The following is a 22918-nucleotide window of genomic DNA, read 5'->3' on the forward strand; positions in this document are numbered from 1 at the left end:
GTTTTTTTTATACCTTTGTAGTAGGTAGGAAGAAAGGTGAGATTCAAATGTTATCAAAAGAGAAAATAGCTCGCATTAATGAGCTTTCTAAATTAGCGAAAGAAGGTAAATTGACGGAAGAACAAGCGAAGGAACGCACTGCGCTGCGCAAAGAGTATTTAGATACATTCCGTTCCACAATGCGCGATACAATCGAGCATGTGAAAGTAATTGATGAAGAGGGCAATGATGTGACACCTGAAAAATTAAAACAAATAAAATCACAGAAGAAATTCTTAAACTAATAACATTTCATTAATATGTCACATTTAATATTAAGTATGACATATTTTATATGACGTTTTTAGAAATTATTGTTTTCTTGTGAGAATTTGTCTACACTATAAAAGGTATAAATATCGTACGAGGAAAGGATGTCACATAATGACACAACAGATGGATCAGTTAGCAATTAACGCAATCCGTACATTATCAATCGACGCAATTGAAAAAGCAAATTCTGGTCACCCAGGTTTACCAATGGGTGCTGCACCTATGGCCTATACATTGTGGACGAAGCAATTACGCCATAACCCACAAAATCCTAATTGGTATAATCGCGACCGTTTCGTATTATCAGCTGGACATGGTTCCATGCTTTTATATAGTTTATTACATTTAGGTGGCTACGGTTTAGAGATGGAAGAAATCAAAAACTTCCGTCAATGGAATTCAAAAACACCGGGACATCCTGAATATGGTCATACAGTTGGTGTAGAAGCGACAACTGGTCCATTAGGACAAGGGATTGCCATGTCAGTAGGTATGGCTATGGCTGAACGTCACTTGGCAGCAACATACAACAAGCCAGGCAAAGACATTGTTGACCACTATACGTTTGCACTATGCGGTGACGGAGATTTAATGGAAGGTGTTGCTGCAGAAGCAATTTCTCTTGCAGGTCACTTAAAATTGGATAAATTAATTGTACTTTATGATTCAAATGACATTTCACTTGATGGTGATTTAGAAAAGTCATTCTCGGAAAACATCCAAAAACGTTTCGAATCTTACGGCTGGAACTATTTAAAAGTTACAGACGGTACAGATATCGTGGAAATTAATTCAGCAATTGAAAAAGCGAAACAAAACACTGGCGGCCCAACTGTAATCGAAGTGAAAACTGTCATCGGTTTTGGTTCTCCTAACAAATCTGGTAAAGCAGATTCACACGGTGCACCACTAGGATTTGATGAAGTTGCTTTAACAAAAGCTGCATACGCATGGGAACATGAGCCATTCGCTGTTCCTGCGGAAGTGTATGATACATTTAAAGCAGCAAGCGAAGTACAAGGTGTACAAGCAGAAGCAGCATGGAATGAACTATTCGAAAGCTATAAAAATGAATACCCGGAACTGGCTGCCCAATTTGTAAATGCAATGGAAAACAAATTACCGGAGAACTTTGCTTCTGAATTACCAGTCTATGAAGCAGGTACTGCAGTAGCTACACGTTCATCATCTGGTGATGCAATCAATGCCATTGCAAAAACAACGCCATCATTCTTCGGCGGTTCTGCTGACTTGGCAGGCTCAAACAAAACAACAATTAAAGGCGCTGGCGATTTCTTTGCTGAAACTCCGGAAGGCCGTAACATCTGGTTTGGTGTTCGTGAATTTGCAATGGGTGCTGCGCTGAACGGTATGGCATTACATGGCGGTTTAAATGTATTTGGCGGTACTTTCTTCGTATTCTCTGACTATGTACGACCAGCAATTCGATTATCTGCATTAATGGGATTACCTGTAACATATGTATTTACGCATGACTCAATTGCAGTAGGTGAAGACGGTCCGACACATGAGCCAATCGAGCATTTAGCATCATTAAGAGCGATGCCGAATCTTTCGGTTATCCGTCCTGCAGATGCAAATGAATCTGTAGCAGCATGGAAATTAGCTGTAGAAAGCAAATCAAACCCAACTGTATTAGTATTATCCCGTCAAAACTTGCCGGTGTTGGATGTTGCAAAAGAGACAGTATACGAGGGTGTTGAAAAAGGTGCCTATGTTGTTTCAGCTTCATCTAAAGAAACTCCGGATGCCTTGTTAATTGCAACAGGTTCTGAAGTAGGCTTGGCAGTGGAAGCGAAAAAAGCATTGCTGGCAGAAGGGATTGACGCATCTGTTGTGTCAATGCCATCAATGGACCTCTTTGAAAAGCAGTCGAAGGAATACAAAGAATCTGTATTACCAAAAGCTGTAACGAAGCGTTTAGCAATTGAAATGGGTGCATCACTTGGCTGGCATAAATATGTTGGCTTTGAAGGGGATGTATTGGCAATTGATAAATTTGGTGCATCGGCTCCAGAGAAAATTGTGTTAAAAGAATACGGCTTCACAGTAGAAAATGTAGTTGCGAAAGTAAAAGCACTTTAATTCGAAGCTCAAAATGTCACTTGTCTACTATGGCAAGTGGCGTTTTTTCTTTTCACTGTAAATCTGAAATCCAATATAATGATTAAAGTAACAAGAAAAAAGCTTTGGCAAAAAGAGCAAATTCATATACAATATGCCCATACATATAGTTGGAAGGCGTGCGATTTTACTGAAGGAATGGTACGATAATAGAGAATTACGGAAGAATCAGATGAAGGATGTGGATGAATGATGACAGCAGAAAACAAGCAAAAAGAAATTACTACATATATCGAGCAGACACTTTATTTTCTATCGAATAAAGCAGACCTTGAAAAATTCGAAACGATGCTTCAAAATAATATCGATGAAAAACGAGCATCTTCCACTTCAACGACTGATTTTTATGATCGCTTAATGTTAAATATCGCGTATTACGTGGAACATAAAATGGCATGGACTGATCTTGTCCGGGAAACATTAAGTACAGGAAAAGTGCCGACCGTTTCTTATATTGAAAACGAGCTAATGGCGCAGCAAATGCAAATCCGTAACAGTGTCGGAGAGAAAATGGATGATTACAAAAAAGCATTCCATCAGCAATATGAAGCATTAAAGGTAGAAGATGAAGATGTGATTTACGATTATGCGTATGCATCTGTGGAACATGCATACCGGATTGATTTTTTAACGGTTGCCTGTGCCAAAAGTGCAACAATTTTAACAGAAGGCGATATTGAGGAAACAATCAAATTGCTGGATGGCTATATGGCTTATTACACGGACCAGCTTGTCAATAAAATGACGCTTTCTTAAAAGGAGATATAAAATGAATACACCATTTATTTATTTACACAAGGCACCTAAAGTCGAGGCAGATAAGCAGCCTGCGATTTTCTTGCTGCATGGATTAGGGAGCGATGAAAAAGATTTACTTCAACTCGTTGATTCGTTTTCAACACATTGTCATATTTTTAGCTTGCAAGGGCCGATTAAACATCGTCCTGGCTATGCTTTTTATACATTTGAAGAAGAGGGTAAGCCAAATCGTGCAATTTTTGATAAAGTGCTGAAGGGAATTGAATCCTTTATTAATGAAGCAATTTGGGAATTCAATTTAGATGAACAGCAAATTTATGTTGTTGGCTTTAACCAGGGTGCAGCGATGGCACAGTCACTTGCAATGGTGATGGGTAGTGCCATTCGTGGAACAGCAGCATTAAGCGGATATTTACCGGAATTCGCTGCACTTGAATATAGTAAAAAAACGATGGATAAATCAAAAATCTTTATATCTCACGGAGAATATGATTATGATTATCCGATTGAATGGGCAGAGCATGCCGTTCGTTTTTTCAATGACTATGATACAGACGTTACATTTCGAACATATCCGGTAGGCCATGGGGTGAGCGAACAAAATCTACATGATTTAATCGCATTCTTATCGAAAGATTTACCGAACAATTTAAACTAAAGAAACAGCTGACGGAAGATGAATTACTTCTCGTCAGCTGTTTTTTGTGTGTCCAGTAATTGTTCTGCTTCGGTAATGGACATCGGTTTATAAAAATAATAGCCTTGACCAGCAGGGCAGCCGAGTTGTTGAAGCATTGCCAGTTGTTCTTCTGTTTCAATACCTTCAGCAATGGGACGCATTTCAATATTTTTAGCCAATTGGATGATTGTTTGTACGATTGCATACATTCCAGGTTCATTCATTGCACTGACGAAGCTACGGTCAATTTTAATTTCAGAAAAGGGCAATTGTGGTAAATAGCTTAATGATGAAAAGCCAATTCCAAAGTCATCAATCGAACATTCGATGCCCATTAGTCTTAGTTGATTCAAAATCTCTTTTGCTTTTTTAAAATCTACCAATTCAATGCTTTCGGTTACTTCCAGTTTAATATAATGTGGCGGCACACTATATTGGTAGAATATATTTCTTATATTTTCCAGAAAATCCGGGTCGTAAAAATGGTCGGGCGAAATATTGAGCGCAATCGGTAAAATCTTTTTATTTTCATTCATACGATTTTCAAGCCAGATAAGGATCTGTTTGAAATTCAGTAAATCAATCGCTTTAATTTTTCCGGTTTGTTCTGCGATCGGGATATATTTTACCGGCGAAATAAACCCGAGTTTGCTTGAATTCCAGCGAGATAGTGCTTCAAAACCTTCCACTTCGATTGTTTGGAAGTTAATTTTAGGCTGCAAATAAACTTCGAACTCTTCATGTTGAAGCCCATAAGCCAATTGATTGAGGATATCCATTTCTTCAGTCAGTTGTTTAGTACTATTATCTTCATATATAGAATAGCTCGTCCCAGTACGCTTCTGTGCATTGGATAAGGCAATATCCGCCTGATGTATGCTCTGTTCGACTGTCATTGACTGATTAAAGATTGTATAACCGATTTTTAATGTTATATAGATTTCTTTACCGTTGATTTTATAAGGCATTTGTGTCAAAGACTCGAGATGCTGATTATAGGCAAGGAAACAATCACTTTCGTCTACTTTCCCTAAAATGAGCGAATTTGAAAAACGTGAAATGAGTGCATCACCATTTGGGAAATATACTTGCATACGATCTGCCACTTGACGCAGTATATCGGCTCCAGCATTCCTTCCGTATAAATCAACGACCTTATTAAACTCAGTAGGATGGAGGATGGCGACCATTCCTGAGCGACCGGCATCAATCAATTCTGATAATTCAGACTTAAAATAATGGAGGTTTGGTAAATTTGTTTCAACATCAAAAAAGGCAAGTCTGCTAAGCTCGATTTTTTGTTCAGCATATTTAATGGCTAATTGAATCAGCAGGGCCAATCGGTTTAAATAATTGATATCGATTTGCTTTAACTCCGTTGCATCTTGATTGAATAGGGTCAAAATGCCGCTTACTTCATTTTGAGGTGTTAATATAGGCTTTGTCCATGAGCCTTGAACATGGTTAAGATTCCAATAGTTAAAAAGTGCTTTATGCTGGTCTGTGTCTGCAAAGTCCTTTAAATAAACGGCATTCGAATTCAGACCGGTATTAGGCGAAATTTCCAATATATCGAGTTCATTAATAATCGGCAATGGCAATGAATGTGTGCCTAACGATTTGACTTCACAATTATCATTAAAAATATGAATGGCACAATACACATCGCGAATATAGAAAAGTTCAATTTTCTCCGTAATTAAATTTAAAATCGATTGCAGATTGTCTTCATGATCGATTGCTTCATACACTTCATGCTCCAATTTATAAACCATTTTATTTAACTCTGCTTCTGTTGTATCTTCACATGTTATTAAAATATATTGAATGACATTGTCTTCATTTCGAATCGGATGCAGTGTAATCGAATTCCAAAAAGCGGAACCTTCTTTCATATAATGCAAAATCGTAAATTTTTTTGCTACGCCTGATTTTAAATGTAAATTTAATTCTTCGATTGATGTTTGATTCGTTCTGTGACCATTCAAAATGTTTATATTTTGATGGAGCAATTCATTCATTTTAAATGAGGTCAGTTTTAAAAAATGTGAATTAGCATGTAAAATAGGTAAATTTTCATCATTTACATCAATGATGAGCGATCCTTTCGAAAGCTGGTTACTTAAGGTTTTTAGCCAATTAAATAAGCGGTCTTTTGATAGGGGTATAAATTGATCTATGGTCATTCTAACTTCCCCTTTAATAAGTGATGTGTATTTTAACTAAAGTATACCAAAATTCCTATAAATTTAAAGCGAGATTATATTAATATAAAAATATTCCTTTTAATTGATTCTAAAGTACTTGGTGGGAAAATAGAGTTTATTAACTATTTTAACGCAAAAAAAAGAAACTAGTAAATATGAAATTTACTAGTTTCGTTCGGTAAATACTATTTTCGGTATTCATCGATTTTTGTTGTAATTTTATCTTTGACATCGGCAACTCTTTCCTGTGTTTCGCCCTTTAGCTGATCGCGCTGACCTTCTACTTGTAAAGATGGGTCATTTGTATTTTTACCGATTTCTTCTTTTACTTCACCTTTAATCTTATTTCCTGCACCTTTTAGTTTATCTGTAAATCCATTTGACATACTATGACCTCCTCAAAGTTTAGATATTATTTATATTCCCTCATGTATTATTACTAAACAAGATGGATAGAAAGTTTGAATGAAAACAAACTAAAGAAAGCAATTAATGTATGTAGGTTTTATAAAAGTGATGAAGAATTTCCTGACCTTCTTCTTTTACAAGTGTCTGTCCATTCATATGCATGGATACTTTTGTTTTGGATTCAACCATTTTGTCATTTTTAAATGAAAGAATGACTTCTACTTGGCCATTTTCTTTTAAGAATTCTTTTTGGCTAGCAGAAAATGAATGTGCGGCAAATAAGCCGTTATCTTGCCAAGTACCTGTAATTTTTAACTGCGGTGTTTCACTGATATCGTCATAATCCCATTGCACATCGCGTAATATAGTCTTAAATAAATCGTTAATAGTAAAAGTTTGATTGTCGAATTCAATTTCAGTTGCTCGAATGAAATGGACATCGATTGAAATCGCTGAAGCTGCTTCATTTGCTTTTGTATTAATACCTGCCGCCGCCTCTTTCATGTCCGCTACCGTATCACCACACCCAGCCAATAAAATTGTAGTTAATAGTACTAAACTAAATCTCCTCATTAGATTCCCTCCAATGCTGTCATTTCATTCATCTTACTAAATTGTGATGAAAGATTCGCCCGGATTTTTAAACAGATTGTGAAAAATTTGTAACAGATTATAATCAGTCGAATATTCCGAGATGATTTGCATTGATTGGTCATGAATAACGTTCGCCACTCTGGGCATGATTAGAAAAGATATGAATTGCATGGCGCTGAATAGTCCATCATCTAAATAATCGAAAGTGAGTGATCTTAATGCGGATTAATGATGAATTGTTAGACAAACTGGGAATTTACTTTGTTTATCATGAAGTGTATAACAAATATGGCATTACTTTTGAAAGCTTTGTGGATCGTTGGACAAGAGGAATTTTGGAAATTTAATTTTGTGAAATAAAGCAACTCAAACACCCTTTCACACGACGGAAAGATACGACCTACTCGGGAGCGTGTCTTTTTTCTGTTTTCTTTTTGGAAAAAGTTGTTTACGATAAATCTATCTACATTAGTTACTAAAGGAGAACAAACAATGAAGGTACGTGAAATGGGGATAACAATTGGGCAATTGCCTCCAGGGGATAAAAACTGCATTACAGATATTGAAGGTGTAAGTGTGGGGCATGTAACTTTGAATTATCCTTTAAATGATTCAGGTGATGTGGCCTGTACTGGTGTAACAGCTATTTTACCGCATCGCGGCAATCTTTTCCGTGAAAAGGTGACAGCTGCCAGCTATATACTAAATGGTTTCGGGAAAACAACTGGTCTCGTTCAAGTAGATGAACTTGGTGTAATTGAGTCGCCAATCATGCTCACCAATACATTCGGTGTGCCGAATGTAGCACAGGGGACACTTCAATATTTACTTGAACAAAACGAAGAGATAGGAATTTCGACGGGGACAGTCAATATAATTGTCGGGGAATGTAATGATAGTCATTTAAATTCCATTCGCCATTTTCCGATTAAAGCTGAGCATGCAATTGAAGCAATACAGCAAGCTAAAACAGATGAAATAGAAGAGGGCGCAGTTGGAGCAGGAAGAGGTATGGTTTGCTTTGGCTATAAAGGCGGGATTGGTAGCTCTTCCCGCATTGTTGAAGATTGGGCAGGTCAAAAATATACTGTCGGGTGCCTTGTATTGAGTAACTTTGGAAAGGCGAGTGAATTTTTAACAGACCGGTATAAGGTTACTGCTGAAAATAGGGAATCGACAATTAGTCCGACAGACGGCTCTATTATGATCGTAATGGCGACAGATGCCCCATTAAGTAGCCGCCAGTTGAAACGAGTTATAAAGCGTTGCGGGATAGGGTTAGGGAGAACCGGCAGCCACTTTTCCCATGGAAGCGGAGATATTGTCATTGGCTTTACAACAGCTCGCACAGTGCAGCATCAATTTGAGGGAGAACAGGAAAGTCGCCGCCAGTTAAGAGAAGATCATGACGTCATGAACACATTATTTATGGCAGCTGCCGAAGCGACAGAAGAAGCGATCCTCAATTCTTTGTCACAAGCTACAACTACAACTGGGCGAAATAATCATACAGTCCAAAGCTATAATTTTGTCGAATAATGTATTTTTTGTTAGGTAACTTAATATCACTATTTAGTCTTTTATATAGCTCCTATGTAGAAGGCTTTTTTTCTTATGAAAATATAATATCTATTGGGATAATATGTTTTAAATAATTAACAAATAGTGTGATTTATCAAAGGCTTTCGCGTTTGAAATATTTATTATTTTATTTTGAAAACTATTAGAAAAAACTTCCACAATCGAAATAAGTATGGTATTTTATAGATTATAAATAAAAGACAGAAAAATCTAAATCTTTAAAAATATTATTCTGCACTGATGAATTTAATGATAATTGGAAGGGGTATCTAAATAAATGAAAGTATATATAAGTGCGGATATCGAGGGGATTACGGGCACAACGGTTTGGAGTGAAACCGAACTTAACGCTCCGGATTATGCACAGTTTCAAAAACAGATGACAAAAGAAGTGCTGGCGGCAATCGAAGGTGCATTTGCAGGCGGTGCCACAGAAATTTTACTGAAAGATGCACATGACTCCGGCCGAAATATTCTCATTGAAAACTTGCCAGAAAACGTAAAAATCATTCGCGGTTGGACGCAAGAGCCGATGTGTATGGTAGCGGGACTGGACAGCAGTTTTGACCGGGCGATTTTTATTGGCTATCACAGTGAAGGCGGCAGTGAGAAGAACCCGCTTGCACATACATTGAGCTTATTAGCAGATGTCAAAATAAACGGGGAATATGCAAGTGAATTTTTAATCAATACATATGCAGCTGCACTTCATGATGTGCCGATTGCTTTTGTTAGCGGGGATCAGGCATTAACGGAGCATATCGCCCGTTACAATGACCAAATTGTCACATTCGCAACAAAAGAGGGAGTCGGTCATGCAACAATTAATGTAAGTCCGCAAACGACATTGAAACAGACGAAATATCTTGTAGAACAATCAATGAAGATTGATCGAACAAAGCTTCAAATTGAATTGCCGAAGCATTTTACCGTAGAAATTATTTATAAGGATCATATTAAAGCATACCGGAATTCGTTTTATCCGGGCGCGACATTTAAGCCGCATAATACAGTCCAGTTCGAAACAACCGATTATTTCGAGGTGTTGAGACTGTTACAATTTTTAACATAAAGCAGGTGAATTTATGAAAATATCAAAGGTTGAGGTGGGGCTGGTCGAGGCACCACTTATTACCCCGTTTAAAACAGCACTTCGCACAGTACATAGTATACGAAATATCGTCGTCTTTATTTATACCGACAATGGTTTAATCGGTATCGGGGAAGCTGCGCCGACACATGTCATTACCGGAGAGACTATTTCATCGATCCGCTATGCAATAGAAGAAGTCATTGCGCCAGCTATTATTGGAATTGAAATTGATGAAATTGCGCTGCTATCCCAACGAGTCGATGCATGTCTCTATCACAATACGAGCGCTAAAGCGGCGGTGGAAATTGCACTTTATGATCTATGGGCAAAACAGTACAATGCCCCGCTTTATAAATTGCTTGGAGGCTACCGAAAAAATATTACTACGGACATCACCATTAGTGTGAATGACACGGATGAAATGGTGAAGGACAGTATAGCAGCTGTTGAACGCGGATTTTCCATTTTAAAAGTCAAAGTCGGGAAAACCCCGGCTGAAGATGTGGAACGTGTTCTGGCAATTAGAAAAGCAGTTGGTCCAGAAATTACGTTAAGAGTTGATGCCAACCAAGGATGGACAGCAAAAGAAGCTGTAAAAATCATTAGTCAGCTTGAAGATAAAGGGGCAGATATTGAGCTCGTTGAACAGCCTGTACATTACAGCGATGTGAAGGGCATGCAGTATGTTACGAGCAATACGTATACAAATATTTTGGCAGACGAAAGTGTATTTTCTCCAAAGCAAGCGATCGAGGTCATTGAAAAGCGGGCCGCGGATTTAATAAATATTAAGCTGATGAAAACGGGGGGTATTTCAAAAGCACAAAAAATTAACCAGATTGCAGAGGCAAATGGTGTCGTTTGTATGATTGGCTGTATGCTTGAAACAAAAATTAGTGTCAGTGCAGCTGCGCATTTTGCAGCAGCGAACAAAAATGTCACAATGGTCGATTTAGATGGACCAAGTTTGTGCAGTGAAGATCCAATTGAAGGGGGGCCGATTTTCGAAGGGGAGAATATTCAGATGACCGATGCTCCCGGTATCGGGTTATTAATAGAGGCTTACTTAGCCAGATAGAAAAGAGAAATGGGGGATATGAGTTGAAGAAATCTTTATTAGCGTTACTGTGTATGTTTGTGCTTGTATTAGCAGCTTGTGGGGATTCATCCGATTCTGGTGAAACATCAGAATATCGAACAGTGTATTCCGGAGAAATTAAGACACTGAATTATTTAAAAACAGCAGAAACAAATGAATTTGCATTATCTGCAAACTTAGTAGAAGGTCTAATAGAATATGACCAATATGGAGTAGTTAAGCCTGGATTAGCTGAAAGCTGGGAATCCAATGAAGATGCGACTGTATGGACATTCAAACTTCGTGATGATGTAAAGTGGGTAGACCATGAAGGAAAAGATGTAGAAAATGTTGTTGCACAGGACTTTGTAGATGGTTTGAATTATGTGCTTGATGCGAAAAACGAATCTTCGACAGCGTGGATTGCAACAGTCGTGAAAAACGGCGATGCCTTCTACAACGGCGAAGTAACGGATTTCTCGCAAGTAGGTATTAAAGCAATCGATGAAACGACACTTGAATACACATTGGAAGCGCCGACACCATACTTTTTATCGATGCTGAACTATGTATGTTTCTTCCCTGTGAATGGGGAGTTCTTAGCTGAAAAAGGTGATGCTTTCGGAACGACTCGGGAGAATATTTTATATAATGGCGCATATATTTTAGATAAATTCGAACCTCAGAATGAGCGTGTACTTGTGAAAAACGACGCTTACTGGGATAAAGAAACAGTGAAAATCGATCGTATTCGCTATAAATACAATAAAGAAGCGGCAACCGTTGCACCTGAACTGTTCCTACGCGATGAAATTGATGGGGCATTAATACCGACATCTATTTTAGATGAATGGTTAAACAGTGACGACAAAAAAGATTTAGTACGCCAAAATACAAATAACTTCTACACATACTTCTACGCATTAAACTTTGATCCGCAATATGATGCAGAGTATGAGCCTGAAAACTGGAAAGTAGCAGTAAATAATAAAGATTTCCGTAAATCACTTTATCATGCACTTGACCGTGTATCAGCGATGTTAACGATCGAGCCTTACAATCCACAAGACTTATTGTCAAATACAATTACACCGAAGAACTTTGTGGATGTGGAAGGTGTAGATTACACAATGCTTGAGCCACTAAAAGCAATTACAGAAACAGATTCATTTAACAAAGATTTAGCTCTTGAGCATAAAGAGGCAGCATTGGCAGCATTAGCTGGTAAAGCAACATTCCCTGTAAAGGTATTATTACCTTACAACTCTGGTTCACCAGAATGGGCAAACCGCTCACAAGTAGTGGAACAGCAGCTTGAAAACCTTTTAGGTGCTGATTACATCGATGTGGAACTATATGCAGGTCCTGCGACAGGATTCCTTGGTGAAGTACGTCGCCCTGGTAAGTTCTCAATGATCGAAGCAAACTGGGGTCCTGACTTTGCTGACCCGTCAACGTATACTGATCCATTTACAGAAGGCGGAACATATAACAAGCCGGAAATGGCAGAAGGTTATAACAGTGAATATAACAAGCTAGTCGAAGCTGCAAAAGCAGAAGTAGATCCGGCAGTTCGTTATGAGCTATTTGCAAAGGCAGAGGCATTTTTAATTGAGGAAGCATTTGTTATTCCGTACGCTGTAGGCGGCGGCGGTTACACTGCTTCAAAGTTAAATCCATTTGAATCACAATATTCGCCATTTGGTGTTACATCCGAGAAGTTTAAAGGTCAGTCTATCCTAGAAAAGCCAATGAGTAATGAAGAATTTAAGTCTGCTAAAGAGGCATGGGAAAAAGAGCGTGCGGAAGCTTTAGCAAACACTTCTAATTAATACGCAGGCATTTTAAATGGAGTTAGATTAGGAGATGACAGGATGTTTCTGCATCTCCTTTCTGCTTTTATGCCTCATTTTTGTAGGTGTCACGGATTCGATAAGGAGTATTTGGCGCTAGCGACAAACCGATCCGGACGTCAATACGCCGAGGAATTGATTACTGAGGAGGGAACGTGTTTGTTAAAGTATATTGCGAAACGATTCGCGCAATCCATATTGACGTTATTCATCATCATTACAATTGTTTTCTCCCTGTTACGATTAATGCCCGATGAAGGCTATCTAGGCGCGGCAGCAGAAAAAATGTCGCCTGAACAACAGGAAATCTATTTAACAAATCTTGGCTTACGGGATCCGTTATTAGTTCAATTAAAAAATTTCTACGTTGACCTTATTCAAGGCGACTTAGGGAAATCGATTACATACCGTACAGATGTACCAGTACTTGACATTATTCAAGATAAAATGATGTATTCCATCTTGTTTGGATTAGGGGCTGTAGCACTCTCATTATTAGTTGGGGTACCGTTGGGTATTTTAATGGCCCAGTTTAAAGGGCGCTGGCTCGACCGGCTCGGCACAGGCTATATCGTTATTGTTGTAGCAGTACCGGCGATGGTGTATTTCCTCATGATTCAAATGTATATTTCGGAATGGTTCAACTTGCCGATGCTGTTTGATGAATACAATCCACGGAGTTTTATTTTACCGTTAATCTGTTTGGCGCTTGGTCCAATTGCTTCATATGCAATGTGGATGCGACGCTATATGGTGGATGAGCTGAACAAGGATTATATTAAGCTGGCACGGGCAAAAGGTGTGACAGAGCGTACGATTATGTTCCGCCATGTGATGAGAAATGCCTTTATACCAATGGCTCAATATTTACCGGCAACAATTTTATTTACGATTACCGGTTCGATTTATATTGAATCATTATTTTCGATTCCAGGTATGGGCGGATTGCTTGTAGATGCGATTCAGCGCCAGGACAACAATGTCGTACAAGGTTTAGTGCTTGTATTTTCTTCACTAGGGATTATTGGATTAATTTTAGGGGACTTACTGATGGCAATTGTTGACCCTCGAATTAAACTAGGGAAAGGGGACAGTGTACGCTAATGGGAATTTTCACGAAAGAGATTCAGAATATTTCGGAAAAATCAACAGAACAGCTGCATGATCAGATGTTTGACTTTGCCGCTGTCGATGATGCAAAAGCGGAAGAAACAGCTTATTCCAATTATTCTTATTGGCGTTCGACCTTCCGCTCCTTTAGTAAAAATAAAATTGCTGTTTTTTTACTTGTATTTGTCATCGTATTGATCGCATTTACATTCGTCCAACCTTATTTACCAGATCAAAAATCACCGACTCAAATTTATTTGAATCCGGACACTGGAATGCAGGACCGGAATGTTGCTCCAAATGATGAATATATTTTTGGGACAAACTCCATCGGTCAGGATTTATGGTCCCGAATTTGGGAAGGGACAAGGACATCCTTATTTATCGGTTTTGCTGTAGCGATTATTGAAGTGCTGATCGGTTTTACAGTTGGTGCGTTATGGGGCTATTCCCGAAAACTCGAGGCGCCGATCACCCAGCTTTACAATATCGTGGATAATATTCCGACAACGATTGTGCTGATCTTAATGGCGTATATTTTGCGACCTGGCGTATCGACAATCATTATTGCCATGTGTATAACCGGTTGGGTTGAAATGGCTCGTTTCCTGCGAAACCAGATTGTCATACTGCGTGACCGTGAGTACAATCTGGCTTCTAAAACATTAGGAACACCCGGCTATAAAATTATACTGAAAAATCTGCTCCCATATTTAATTTCGGTCATTATGCTGCGAATGAGTTTAGCAGTGCCAGCAGCAATTGGTGCGGAAGTGTTTTTAACTTATATCGGCCTCGGATTGCCGGTAAGTGAGCCATCATTAGGAAATCTGATCAATGAAGGAAGAGTATTGATGATGTCACCGGATTTACGCTATCAGCTAATTTTCCCAAGTATCGTGCTGAGTGTCATAACGATTGCCTTTTATATTATCGGGAATGCTTTTGCCGATGCGGCAGATCCGAAAAATCACGTTTAAAGAGGAGGGCGTTATATGGAACAGGAAAAAATATTATCCATCGAAAATCTAGTCATAAAATTTAAACTGCGTGGACAAACATTGACGGCTATCCGTGATATTTCGCTCGATTTATATAAAGGGGAAAGTCTTGCAATTGTAGGGGAATCAGGTTCAGGAAAATCGGTATTAGTAAAATCAATTATGGGACTGCTTGATAAAAACGGCTATATTGCAGATGGACAAATTCACTTTGACGGCCATGATTTATCGAAATTTAAAACAGAGGCGGATTGGCTGAAAGTTCGCGGCAAAAAAATCGCAATGGTTACACAAGACCCGATGACCTCCCTTAATCCGCTGAAAACTATCGGAAAACAAATTGAGGAAAGCGTTGTGCTGCATCAAGGGTTAAAAGGAAACGATGCATATGAAAAAACATTACAGCTGTTGCGTGATGTAGGAATACATGATGTTGCACGCCGCTATAAGCAATACCCGCATGAATTTTCCGGCGGGATGCGTCAGCGGATTGTGATAGCGATCGCTGTTGCCTGCAACCCGCAAATTTTGATATGTGATGAGCCGACAACTGCACTCGATGTAACGATCCAGGCACAAATATTGCAGCTGTTAACCAATTTACAGGAGAAGTATTTACTGTCGACAATATATATTACCCATGATTTGGGAGTTGTTGCAAAAGTCGCTGACCGGATTGCAGTTATGTATGCCGGGGATATTATTGAAGTTGGACAAACTGAGGAAGTATTTTTCGATGCAAAACATCCGTATACATGGGCTTTGATTTCTTCACTCCCTCAATTGGGAAATAAGGGCGAGGAATTATATTCAATCAAAGGAACACCGCCGAATTTATTTAAAGAAATCAAGGGCGATGCGTTTGCGCCGAGGAATCAATATGCACTGAAAATCGACTTTGTAGAACGTCCGCCTTTTTTCAAAGTGACGGATACCCATTATGCACGCACATGGCTCCTTGATCCAAAAGCACCGAAAGTAGAACCCCCTGAAGTGTTGCAAGCTTTTTTTGCGGAAGGGAGACAATATGCTAATGACTAAAAACAGTAAAGAAAAACTCATAGAAGTGAAAAATATTGATATCGTTTTTGGACAAGGGAAAAAGCAGTTCAAAGCAGTAGATGATGTGAGCTTCGATATATATAAAGGTGAAACATTCGGGCTTGTTGGAGAATCCGGTTCAGGAAAAACAACGATCGGCCGTGCGATTATGCGCATTAATCCGATAACAAACGGAGAAATTCTGTTCCATGGAAAACCGATCAATGGTCGTATTACCAGCGCTTGGGATCATGAAATTACCCAAAAGATTCAAATGATTTTCCAGGACCCCGGTGCTTCTTTAAATGAGCGGGCAAAGGTTGACTATATTGTTTCGGAAGGCCTGATTAATAATAAAAGGTACGGCAATGAACAGGAGCGGATCGATAAAGTAAAAAAAGCATTACTGGAAGTCGGACTGCTTCCGGAATTTGCCTCACGTTTCCCGCATGAGTTTTCTGGCGGACAGCGTCAACGGATCGGTATTGCCAGAGCGCTCGTCATGGAACCGGAATTTATCGTAGCGGATGAACCGATATCTGCCCTGGACGTCTCGATTAGAGCTCAAGTATTGAATTTATTGTCCAGCTTACAGGAACATCGTGAGTTGACCTATTTATTTATCGCCCATGACCTGTCAATTGTCCGCTTTATTACAGATCGTACGGCGGTCATTTATAAAGGGAAAATTGTTGAACTGGGTGAAACGGAAAAGCTGTTCAACAATCCGCTGCATCCATATACGAAAGCATTGCTGTCAGCCGTTCCGGAACCGAATCCGCTAAAGGAACGAAGAAAAAAGCTGCAAGTATATGATCCGACTGTCCATCAGTATGAAATGGACCCACCTGAATTTGCTGAAATTGAAGAGGGACATTTCGTATTGGCCAATCAAGAAGAGCAGGCACAGTATCGGGCGGTGCTTGCCGGAAGTGGAGTGTAGACGATGGCAATGATAATTCCGAAGTCACTGAAAAAAGGGGATACGGTAGCATTAATCAGTGCATCCGGAGCAACACCGGAACACCGTATCGAACTTGCAATCCGAGCAGTGGAGAAGTTGGGTTTCCGTGTAGTAGTAGGAGAAACGTGCAGAGCGCGACACGGTTATTTTGGAGGCAGTGATAATCTGCGTGCAAAAGAACTGAATGACATGTTCCGCAACCCTGAAATAGACGGTATTTTTTGTATTCGCGGGGGCTATGGAGCGACAAGGATTTTACCGATGCTTGATCTGGAAATGATTAAAGAAAACCCGAAAGTATTTGCAGGCTACAGTGATGTTACAGCACTGCATATTGTATTCAATCAACACTGTGGATTTGTAACGTACCATACACCGATGCCGTCAACAGAATTTATTCGACCTGAAATGGATGACTATACATGGGCGTATTTTATCAACAGTGTCACCAATACCGGATGGAGTGATTATTTCCTGGAAAATGCGAAAGGCCAGAATATGAACACCGTTGTTCCTGGTACGGCTACAGGCGAATTAGTGGGTGGCAATTTAACACTTGTCAACGCATCTCTGGGGACACCATACGAGATTGATCTGAACGGGAAAATTCTATTTTTGGAAGACATAGATGAGAATGTACAACGGATCGACCGAATGCTTACACAGCTATCATTGTCAGGGAAACTCCAGCAGCTGTCAGGTATCTTGCTGGGTGGTTGGACGGATTGTGGGCCAATGGATATAAATAATGAAGAAAATAATTTAAGTTTGGATGATGTATTTGAAGAAATTTTAGTACCATTGAATATTCCCATAATAAAAGATGTAACATGTGGTCATGTGCTGCCGACGATGTCATTGCCGCTTGGTAAAACCGTAACAATCGATGCAACGAATAGATCGATTCAGGTTGTAGGTTAGTGCTATGCATAAACAACTTGACCGCATCATTGCACAGTGCCCGTATAAAGTCCATGTCATTGTCGAAGATTACAAAACGAACGAAATCGTCTGGAAAAATCGGGATGAGGAAATCTTCAGCAGTGCAAGTATAATCAAAGTGCCGATTCTCATTGCTATATTAGCTCATTTGCAAAAAACGAACGGCAGTTTAAATCAGGATTTCAAAATTGCACCGGAAAACATGGTCGATTTCAGTGTCATTACAGAGCAGAAGCAAATACGAGCTACACTGCATGAACTGTTACTTTGGATGACGATTACGAGTGACAACACAGCAACAAACGTATGTATCGATCTATTAGGCATGGACGCATTCAATGACTATTTTAATGAAATCGGCTTGCATAATACTCGGGTCCAGCGGAAGATGATGGATTTTGAACGTCAAAAGCTCGGCTTTGATAATGTAACAACAGCACAGGATATGCAGCAGCTTTTCCGGAAAATTTATAGAGGTACGCTTCTTACAAGTGAATGGAATGCAGTTGCACTTGATATATTAAGCAGACAGCGCAGTCACGAATCACTCAAACGCTATATCGCAGATGATGTGAAGATGGCCCATAAAACAGGCGGTCTCGATACTGTGGATCATGACACAGGAATTGTATTTACAGAAGTTCGCGATTATTTTATCGGGGTATTCATTACCGAAGTGACCGATAATGATAAAGCGAGACAAACGATTGGTGCTATTTCTAAAATTGTCTATGAGCATTTTACAAAACAGGAGGAGGGAACCGATTGAATGCCGTAGTGAAAACAAAAATTGCGAGTTTACATGCAGAACCTGACACGTATTCTGAATTAATCGATGAGGTGTTGTATGGGATGCCGGTCGAGGTACAGGAAGAAATTGATGAAACTTGGGTCAAAATCCTTACTTTTTACCGTTACGAAGGCTATACATTAAAATCCAATTTGCATATTGGAAGTGAACCTACTGTAAACTGGGTATATGAAGCGAATAATGTCGTTATTCAAAGCTTTGCCGATGTTCTTGCAGCCCCTAAAATACAAAGTGAAAACATCATGACATTGACGCGGGGTGCTTTTATAAAAGTTGTACTGGAAGCAGGACTTGATACAGCTTGGGCAAAAGTGCAGCTTGTTACAGGGGAAGAAGGGTATGTACGGTCAGCCTGGATCCAGGATCGAGTTAAAGTCTATACGGCAAATGAAGCTTTATTTCGCAAACAAGTTGTGGAAACGGCTTTTCGCTATATGGGGACTCCATACCGCTGGGGCGGTAAAACACCTTTAGGCATTGACTGTTCAGGACTTGTTTCGATGGCCTATATGCTGAATGGCGTCTATATTTTCCGAGACGCGAAAATAGTGGAAGGTTTCCCGTTAAGGAAAATAGAACGCGAAAATTTAAAGCCGGGGGATCTGATTTTCTTCCCTGGCCATGTAGCGATGTATATTGGTAATAATGAGTATATCCATTCCTCGCTAGGAGGAAACGAAGTCAATGTAAACAGCCTGAGCTTGCAGCATGAAAATTACCGCGAAGACTTGGCGACAACAATTACGGAATATGGCAGTATTTTTTAATACAAAATTAAAGGGTTAACCCAGCATGATTATTGCTGAGTTGACCCTTTTGGTTATTGTAGAATTGGTTTTGTACAACTAAAAGTTTTTAAGAATCCAATCGTTTGCTTCTACCCAATTACTAACGCGAATGACGTTATTCGGTACGGACATTTGATTGTACGGTGTATCAAATAAAATGACAGGAATTTTAAGCTCTTCGGCAATTTCCACTGCATTATCATGTTTGTCTTCGAAAAAAGCTTCTACTCCATGCTTTTTTGCGATGGCAATTTTGTTATGACTGCCGATACATTCGATATGGTCATAAGGTACTTTAAATTGATCAAACCAGTTTTTTGTAATATCGAAAACATTTTCTCCACGCGCAGAAATATAATAAAGCTCATACTGGTTTTGCCATGCTGTTAAAATGCGATGTGCATCTGCAGCAAGCTCACTTACTTCATACATTCGTGGCTCATTTTCTTTAAACCAGGCCTGAAACTGTGCGCGGTCTACAGGGTGTGGAAAGCCACTTAAAAAATCATATTCCGTTACATCTTGTAGCGTCATATTAATATTGTATTGTTTATTAATATGTGGAATTAATGTAGCAGGACATGTGACAGTCCCATCAATATCAATGCCGAACCGATGTTTTAAGTTTGTCATTTCCATTACCTCATTTCTTTACACGCTTGCATTTATTTCTGCTTCGCGCTTTGCAACCATTTCAGCAGCTAATTTATCGATTTCTTTCTTCAGTTCTTCCACCATTGTTTCTTCAGGAACTTTACGAACTGTTTTACCTTTCATGAATAACAGCCCTTCGCCACGTGCACCGGCAATACCGATATCCGCTTCACGTGCTTCTCCAGGACCGTTTACCGCACAGCCTAAAACGGCTACTTTTAACGGAACATTCAGTTTAGAAATATATTCTTCTACTTCGTTGGCAATCGAAATTAAATCAATTTCAATACGGCCGCAAGTCGGACATGAAATTAATGTCGCCATGTTTGATGCCAAGCCAAATGATTTTAATAATTCACGAGCTACTTTAATTTCTTCCACTGGATCTGCAGATAATGAAATACGTAATGTATTCCCGATCCCTTTAGATAAAATCGCACCTAAACCGGCAGCTGATTTAACAGTACCGGCAAATAATGTACCTGATTCTGTAATTCCTAAATGCAGTGGATAATTGAATGCTTGTGCAGCTTTCTCATATGCTTCAATAGCCAAGTTTACGTCCGATGCTTTCATCGAAACAATAATGTCATGGAAATCCAAGTCTTCTAAAATTTTAATGTGGTGCAATGCAGATTCTACCATTCCATCTGCAGTAGGGTAGCCGTATTTTTCGAGGATATGGCGCTCTAAAGAACCAGCGTTAACACCGATACGAATCGGAATACCTTTTGCTTTTGCGGCATTTACAACTGCTTCTACTTTTTCGCGGCGCCCGATGTTACCCGGGTTGATACGTACTTTATCGATGCCACCTTCAATGGCTTTTAGTGCTAATTTGTAATCAAAGTGAATATCCGCTACTAATGGGATATTAATTTGTTTTTTTATTTCAGGTATTGCATTCGCAGCACGCTCATCCGGTACTGCAATACGTACGATCTGACAACCTGCCTCTTCTAAACGTTTAATTTCGGCAACTGTTGCTTCTACATCATGTGTTTTCGTCGTACACATACTTTGGATTACGACTTCGTTATTACCACCAATTGTTAAGTTACCGACACGCACAGGACGTGTTTTCGTACGGTGAACGATTTCACTCATGAAAAATTCTCTCCTTTTCAGGCTTTTAATGTGGTTATATCACCTATATAGATATAACGATATGTAAGCCGTCACTGTTCCTTATTTTATCAGTGTATGAAAAGAAGAACAAGGAAGAAACATTATGAATTCAATTTAGACAATTTTCCTTCACGTTCGAGATGATTGGGATGAGGACAGTATCTCCTGGTACAAGTGGCTGTAAATTCAAATGCGGGTTAAGTTGATAAAATTGGGCAAGTCTTTCAGGAAAAGTGGTTTTAATAGGCGAGGGAGTTGCTGAGAATAGGCTGTAAATTGTATCATCCTGCTGGATTTTTACGACTACATAGCTTTCTTTTTCCGCTTCCTCACATGATTGAGGAGCAGCATAAAAGGATGCTAATGGGAGCGTACCTTCCTGTAGATCTACTTTAATGACAAACGCAAACAACAAAAGCACAATGGAAGCTATTAAAAAGCGCAATTAAATCCTCCTTATCTCTCTACAATTTAACTCGTTAATAGATTGTTAAACTATATGATTCATAAGGAGAATTTATTATTTTTGTACGGGATATTTTGTTAAGGCAACGATTATAAAGAGCATCGTAATAAAAATACTGCTAAGCGTGACTACAGTTTGAGAGAGGATAAACAGATTTCCAAACATAGTTAGAAATGTGCCCCATGTACTTGCAAAAACAGCTGTTCGCCATACTTGGCGATATTCACCGCGCCGTCTCATCGGCCTAACGAAAAACAAACCTGCAAGTGCATATAAACTTACTTTAATAAAATAGATCGACGTATTCAGTACGAATAAAAATACAATGGCAATCGGGTAAACAATCCATTGAATATTTTGTGCATACTGTTCAATTTCCGAATAACCGAAAATCTCGGCTGTCCCTGTATTGATAAATTGGCCGAATGAAAAAGCGGTAATAAGGGTAATCATTAAAAAGGCATACTGCATCACTTTTCCAATTGATAGAATTCGATAGGCGCCCAGTTTTTTAGGACTTGTTAAACTATGTATAAGTAACTGCATATGTGAAATTTTCATTGTTGGTTGCTCCTTTACAAAGGTAGTGTAACATGAAAAAAATTCGATTTGAACTCGGAATAGAAAATTGAATCTTTTCTTTGTTTATTACGTATAATCTGTGAACACATATAAGAAGAAAATTTGAAAGGATGTGAAATGGTTGGACATTATTGCATGGACACTTATTATTGCGCTTTTTATTATTGCGTTTATCGGTTTAGTATATCCAATTATCCCATCAGTCTTATTTTTGCTGGGCGGGTTTATCGTTTATGGGCTATTTTACAGTTTTACCGAATTGCCGTGGTGGTTCTGGTTAATAGAGTTATTATTTGTTGCACTGTTATTTGCGGCAGACACGATCTCGAACCTAATCGGAGTGAAAAAATTCGGCGGATCAAAAGCAGGGATGTGGGGAAGTACGATTGGTTTATTGATCGGGCCATTTGTTATACCGTTTGCCGGAATTATTGCAGGGCCCTTTATCGGTGCAATTGTTGGCGAGTTAATTGTGACTCGAAGCAATATACAGCAGGCGATTAAAGTTGGTGTTGGTTCAGTTGTCGGATTTTTAACATCGGTGGTAACGAAAGGTATTATTCAAGTCATTATGATTCTCTTGTTTTTTATTGCTATTTAGTTTCTTTTATTAATTGAAGTAGATTTAATTGATGGGGAGCAAATATTTGTAAAATCGATCGGGTATCGCTTACACTAGTAGAGGAAAGATTACAAACACAGGTGAGACGAGTAATCCACAG

23 protein-coding genes are annotated in these 22918 nt (G+C 39.1%); 16 read left to right on the top strand and 7 right to left on the bottom strand.

Annotated elements, in window-relative coordinates; translation table 11 throughout:
- Positions 1–47 precede the first annotated feature (47 nt).
- The 4 genes from CBM15_RS05190 (at position 48) to CBM15_RS05205 (ending at position 3874) form a co-directional block, all read left to right on the top strand.
- Positions 48–284, top strand: coding sequence for a DUF896 domain-containing protein (locus CBM15_RS05190; RefSeq protein WP_008407575.1), 237 nt, complete (start codon positions 48–50; stop codon positions 282–284).
- A 139-nt stretch (positions 285–423) separates the two neighbouring features.
- A complete protein-coding gene (tkt, locus tag CBM15_RS05195; protein ID WP_087616028.1) occupies positions 424–2418 on the top strand; it encodes a transketolase in 1995 nt (664 codons plus the stop codon).
- A gap of 228 nt (positions 2419–2646) precedes the next feature.
- Positions 2647–3213 carry a DNA helicase gene (locus CBM15_RS05200; protein WP_087616029.1) on the top strand — a complete coding sequence of 189 codons (567 nt, stop codon included), beginning with the start codon at positions 2647–2649 and terminating at the stop codon, positions 3211–3213.
- A gap of 13 nt (positions 3214–3226) precedes the next feature.
- Positions 3227–3874 carry an alpha/beta hydrolase gene (locus tag CBM15_RS05205; protein WP_087616030.1) on the top strand — a complete coding sequence of 216 codons (648 nt, stop codon included), beginning with the start codon at positions 3227–3229 and terminating at the stop codon, positions 3872–3874.
- Between the two features lie 23 nt (positions 3875–3897).
- On the opposite strand, the gene CBM15_RS05210 is transcribed toward CBM15_RS05205, so the two are convergent.
- The 3 genes from CBM15_RS05210 to CBM15_RS05220 all read right to left on the bottom strand — a co-directional run bounded on the left by CBM15_RS05210 (position 3898) and on the right by CBM15_RS05220 (position 7083).
- Positions 3898–6081, bottom strand: a complete 2184-nt coding sequence (locus CBM15_RS05210; RefSeq protein ID WP_087616031.1) for an EAL domain-containing protein — start codon at positions 6079–6081, stop codon at positions 3898–3900.
- A 206-nt stretch (positions 6082–6287) separates the two neighbouring features.
- Positions 6288–6488 carry a CsbD family protein gene (locus tag CBM15_RS05215; RefSeq protein ID WP_008407565.1) on the bottom strand — a complete coding sequence of 67 codons (201 nt, stop codon included), beginning with the start codon at positions 6486–6488 and terminating at the stop codon, positions 6288–6290.
- A gap of 103 nt (positions 6489–6591) precedes the next feature.
- Positions 6592–7083 carry a 23S rRNA methyltransferase gene (locus CBM15_RS05220; protein WP_087616032.1) on the bottom strand — a complete coding sequence of 164 codons (492 nt, stop codon included), beginning with the start codon at positions 7081–7083 and terminating at the stop codon, positions 6592–6594.
- Positions 7084–7596: 513 nt separating this feature from the next.
- Between CBM15_RS05220 and CBM15_RS05225 the strand changes: the two genes are divergently transcribed.
- The 11 genes from CBM15_RS05225 (at position 7597) to CBM15_RS05275 (ending at position 19345) form a co-directional block, all read left to right on the top strand.
- On the top strand, positions 7597–8643 hold the full coding sequence (locus CBM15_RS05225) for a DmpA family aminopeptidase (RefSeq protein WP_087616033.1): 1047 nt from the start codon (positions 7597–7599) through the stop codon (positions 8641–8643).
- Between the two features lie 319 nt (positions 8644–8962).
- On the top strand, positions 8963–9757 hold the full coding sequence (locus CBM15_RS05230) for a M55 family metallopeptidase (RefSeq protein WP_087616034.1): 795 nt from the start codon (positions 8963–8965) through the stop codon (positions 9755–9757).
- A 13-nt stretch (positions 9758–9770) separates the two neighbouring features.
- The gene (locus CBM15_RS05235) at positions 9771–10856 is read left to right on the top strand and encodes a mandelate racemase/muconate lactonizing enzyme family protein (protein ID WP_087616035.1); all 1086 of its coding nucleotides are present in this window, start codon (positions 9771–9773) and stop codon (positions 10854–10856) included.
- Between the two features lie 53 nt (positions 10857–10909).
- A complete protein-coding gene (locus CBM15_RS05240; RefSeq protein WP_420820141.1) occupies positions 10910–12688 on the top strand; it encodes a peptide ABC transporter substrate-binding protein in 1779 nt (592 codons plus the stop codon).
- Positions 12689–12868: 180 nt separating this feature from the next.
- Positions 12869–13813 carry an ABC transporter permease gene (locus CBM15_RS05245; protein ID WP_087616037.1) on the top strand — a complete coding sequence of 315 codons (945 nt, stop codon included), beginning with the start codon at positions 12869–12871 and terminating at the stop codon, positions 13811–13813.
- Positions 13813–14799 (top strand): ABC transporter permease, encoded by a 987-nt coding sequence (locus CBM15_RS05250; RefSeq protein WP_008407552.1) that lies wholly within the window; start codon positions 13813–13815, stop codon positions 14797–14799. Before CBM15_RS05245 ends, CBM15_RS05250 begins: the two co-directional genes overlap by 1 nt.
- A 15-nt stretch (positions 14800–14814) precedes the next feature.
- The gene (locus CBM15_RS05255) at positions 14815–15861 is read left to right on the top strand and encodes an ABC transporter ATP-binding protein (protein ID WP_008407551.1); all 1047 of its coding nucleotides are present in this window, start codon (positions 14815–14817) and stop codon (positions 15859–15861) included.
- The gene (locus CBM15_RS05260; protein ID WP_087616038.1) at positions 15854–16804 is read left to right on the top strand and encodes an oligopeptide/dipeptide ABC transporter ATP-binding protein; all 951 of its coding nucleotides are present in this window, start codon (positions 15854–15856) and stop codon (positions 16802–16804) included. Before CBM15_RS05255 ends, CBM15_RS05260 begins: the two co-directional genes overlap by 8 nt.
- 3 nt (positions 16805–16807) lie before the next feature.
- Entirely contained in the window at positions 16808–17746 is a 939-nt protein-coding gene (locus CBM15_RS05265) for a S66 peptidase family protein (protein ID WP_087616039.1), read from the top strand.
- A 4-nt stretch (positions 17747–17750) separates the two neighbouring features.
- On the top strand, positions 17751–18536 hold the full coding sequence (locus CBM15_RS05270) for a serine hydrolase (RefSeq protein ID WP_087616040.1): 786 nt from the start codon (positions 17751–17753) through the stop codon (positions 18534–18536).
- Positions 18533–19345: a C40 family peptidase gene (locus tag CBM15_RS05275; RefSeq protein ID WP_087616041.1), complete on the top strand. Its 813-nt coding sequence runs from the start codon at positions 18533–18535 to the stop codon at positions 19343–19345. Before CBM15_RS05270 ends, CBM15_RS05275 begins: the two co-directional genes overlap by 4 nt.
- A 78-nt stretch (positions 19346–19423) precedes the next feature.
- On the opposite strand, the gene CBM15_RS05280 is transcribed toward CBM15_RS05275, so the two are convergent.
- The 4 genes from CBM15_RS05280 to CBM15_RS05295 all read right to left on the bottom strand — a co-directional run bounded on the left by CBM15_RS05280 (position 19424) and on the right by CBM15_RS05295 (position 22175).
- Complete coding sequence (locus CBM15_RS05280) at positions 19424–19999, bottom strand: 5' nucleotidase, NT5C type (RefSeq protein WP_008408578.1); 576 nt, start codon at positions 19997–19999, stop codon at positions 19424–19426.
- Between the two features lie 18 nt (positions 20000–20017).
- Entirely contained in the window at positions 20018–21127 is a 1110-nt protein-coding gene (ispG, locus tag CBM15_RS05285) for a flavodoxin-dependent (E)-4-hydroxy-3-methylbut-2-enyl-diphosphate synthase (RefSeq protein ID WP_008408577.1), read from the bottom strand.
- Between the two features lie 130 nt (positions 21128–21257).
- Positions 21258–21593: a hypothetical protein gene (locus CBM15_RS05290; RefSeq protein ID WP_008408576.1), complete on the bottom strand. Its 336-nt coding sequence runs from the start codon at positions 21591–21593 to the stop codon at positions 21258–21260.
- 75 nt (positions 21594–21668) lie between these two features.
- Positions 21669–22175 (bottom strand): DUF1189 family protein, encoded by a 507-nt coding sequence (locus CBM15_RS05295; protein ID WP_014823405.1) that lies wholly within the window; start codon positions 22173–22175, stop codon positions 21669–21671.
- Between the two features lie 142 nt (positions 22176–22317).
- Between CBM15_RS05295 and CBM15_RS05300 the strand changes: the two genes are divergently transcribed.
- Entirely contained in the window at positions 22318–22797 is a 480-nt protein-coding gene (locus CBM15_RS05300; protein ID WP_087616042.1) for a DUF456 domain-containing protein, read from the top strand.
- The last annotated feature ends 121 nt before the right edge of the window (positions 22798–22918 follow it).

The sequence above is a fragment of the Solibacillus kalamii genome (assembly GCF_002174535.1).
Classification (GTDB): Bacteria; Bacillota; Bacilli; order Bacillales_A; family Planococcaceae; genus Solibacillus; species Solibacillus silvestris.

What these genes read in the sequence shown, in the direction of transcription:
- CBM15_RS05235 (WP_087616035.1), top strand. Translation starts at nt 9,771, where the DNA reads ATGAAAATATCAAAGGTTGAGGTGGGGCTGGTCGAGGCACCACTTATT.
- CBM15_RS05205 (WP_087616030.1), top strand. Translation starts at nt 3,227, where the DNA reads ATGAATACACCATTTATTTATTTACACAAGGCACCTAAAGTCGAGGCA.
- CBM15_RS05190 (WP_008407575.1), top strand. Translation starts at nt 48, where the DNA reads ATGTTATCAAAAGAGAAAATAGCTCGCATTAATGAGCTTTCTAAATTA.
- CBM15_RS05225 (WP_087616033.1), top strand. Translation starts at nt 7,597, where the DNA reads ATGAAGGTACGTGAAATGGGGATAACAATTGGGCAATTGCCTCCAGGG.
- ispG (WP_008408577.1), bottom strand. Translation starts at nt 21,127, where the DNA reads ATGAGTGAAATCGTTCACCGTACGAAAACACGTCCTGTGCGTGTCGGT.
- tkt (WP_087616028.1), top strand. Translation starts at nt 424, where the DNA reads ATGACACAACAGATGGATCAGTTAGCAATTAACGCAATCCGTACATTA.
- CBM15_RS05220 (WP_087616032.1), bottom strand. Translation starts at nt 7,083, where the DNA reads ATGAGGAGATTTAGTTTAGTACTATTAACTACAATTTTATTGGCTGGG.
- CBM15_RS05295 (WP_014823405.1), bottom strand. Translation starts at nt 22,175, where the DNA reads ATGAAAATTTCACATATGCAGTTACTTATACATAGTTTAACAAGTCCT.
- CBM15_RS05215 (WP_008407565.1), bottom strand. Translation starts at nt 6,488, where the DNA reads ATGTCAAATGGATTTACAGATAAACTAAAAGGTGCAGGAAATAAGATT.
- CBM15_RS05240 (WP_420820141.1), top strand. Translation starts at nt 10,910, where the DNA reads ATGTTTGTGCTTGTATTAGCAGCTTGTGGGGATTCATCCGATTCTGGT.
- CBM15_RS05200 (WP_087616029.1), top strand. Translation starts at nt 2,647, where the DNA reads ATGATGACAGCAGAAAACAAGCAAAAAGAAATTACTACATATATCGAG.
- CBM15_RS05255 (WP_008407551.1), top strand. Translation starts at nt 14,815, where the DNA reads ATGGAACAGGAAAAAATATTATCCATCGAAAATCTAGTCATAAAATTT.
- CBM15_RS05265 (WP_087616039.1), top strand. Translation starts at nt 16,808, where the DNA reads ATGGCAATGATAATTCCGAAGTCACTGAAAAAAGGGGATACGGTAGCA.
- CBM15_RS05210 (WP_087616031.1), bottom strand. Translation starts at nt 6,081, where the DNA reads ATGACCATAGATCAATTTATACCCCTATCAAAAGACCGCTTATTTAAT.
- CBM15_RS05250 (WP_008407552.1), top strand. Translation starts at nt 13,813, where the DNA reads ATGGGAATTTTCACGAAAGAGATTCAGAATATTTCGGAAAAATCAACA.
- CBM15_RS05280 (WP_008408578.1), bottom strand. Translation starts at nt 19,999, where the DNA reads ATGACAAACTTAAAACATCGGTTCGGCATTGATATTGATGGGACTGTC.
- CBM15_RS05260 (WP_087616038.1), top strand. Translation starts at nt 15,854, where the DNA reads ATGACTAAAAACAGTAAAGAAAAACTCATAGAAGTGAAAAATATTGAT.
- CBM15_RS05270 (WP_087616040.1), top strand. Translation starts at nt 17,751, where the DNA reads ATGCATAAACAACTTGACCGCATCATTGCACAGTGCCCGTATAAAGTC.
- CBM15_RS05230 (WP_087616034.1), top strand. Translation starts at nt 8,963, where the DNA reads ATGAAAGTATATATAAGTGCGGATATCGAGGGGATTACGGGCACAACG.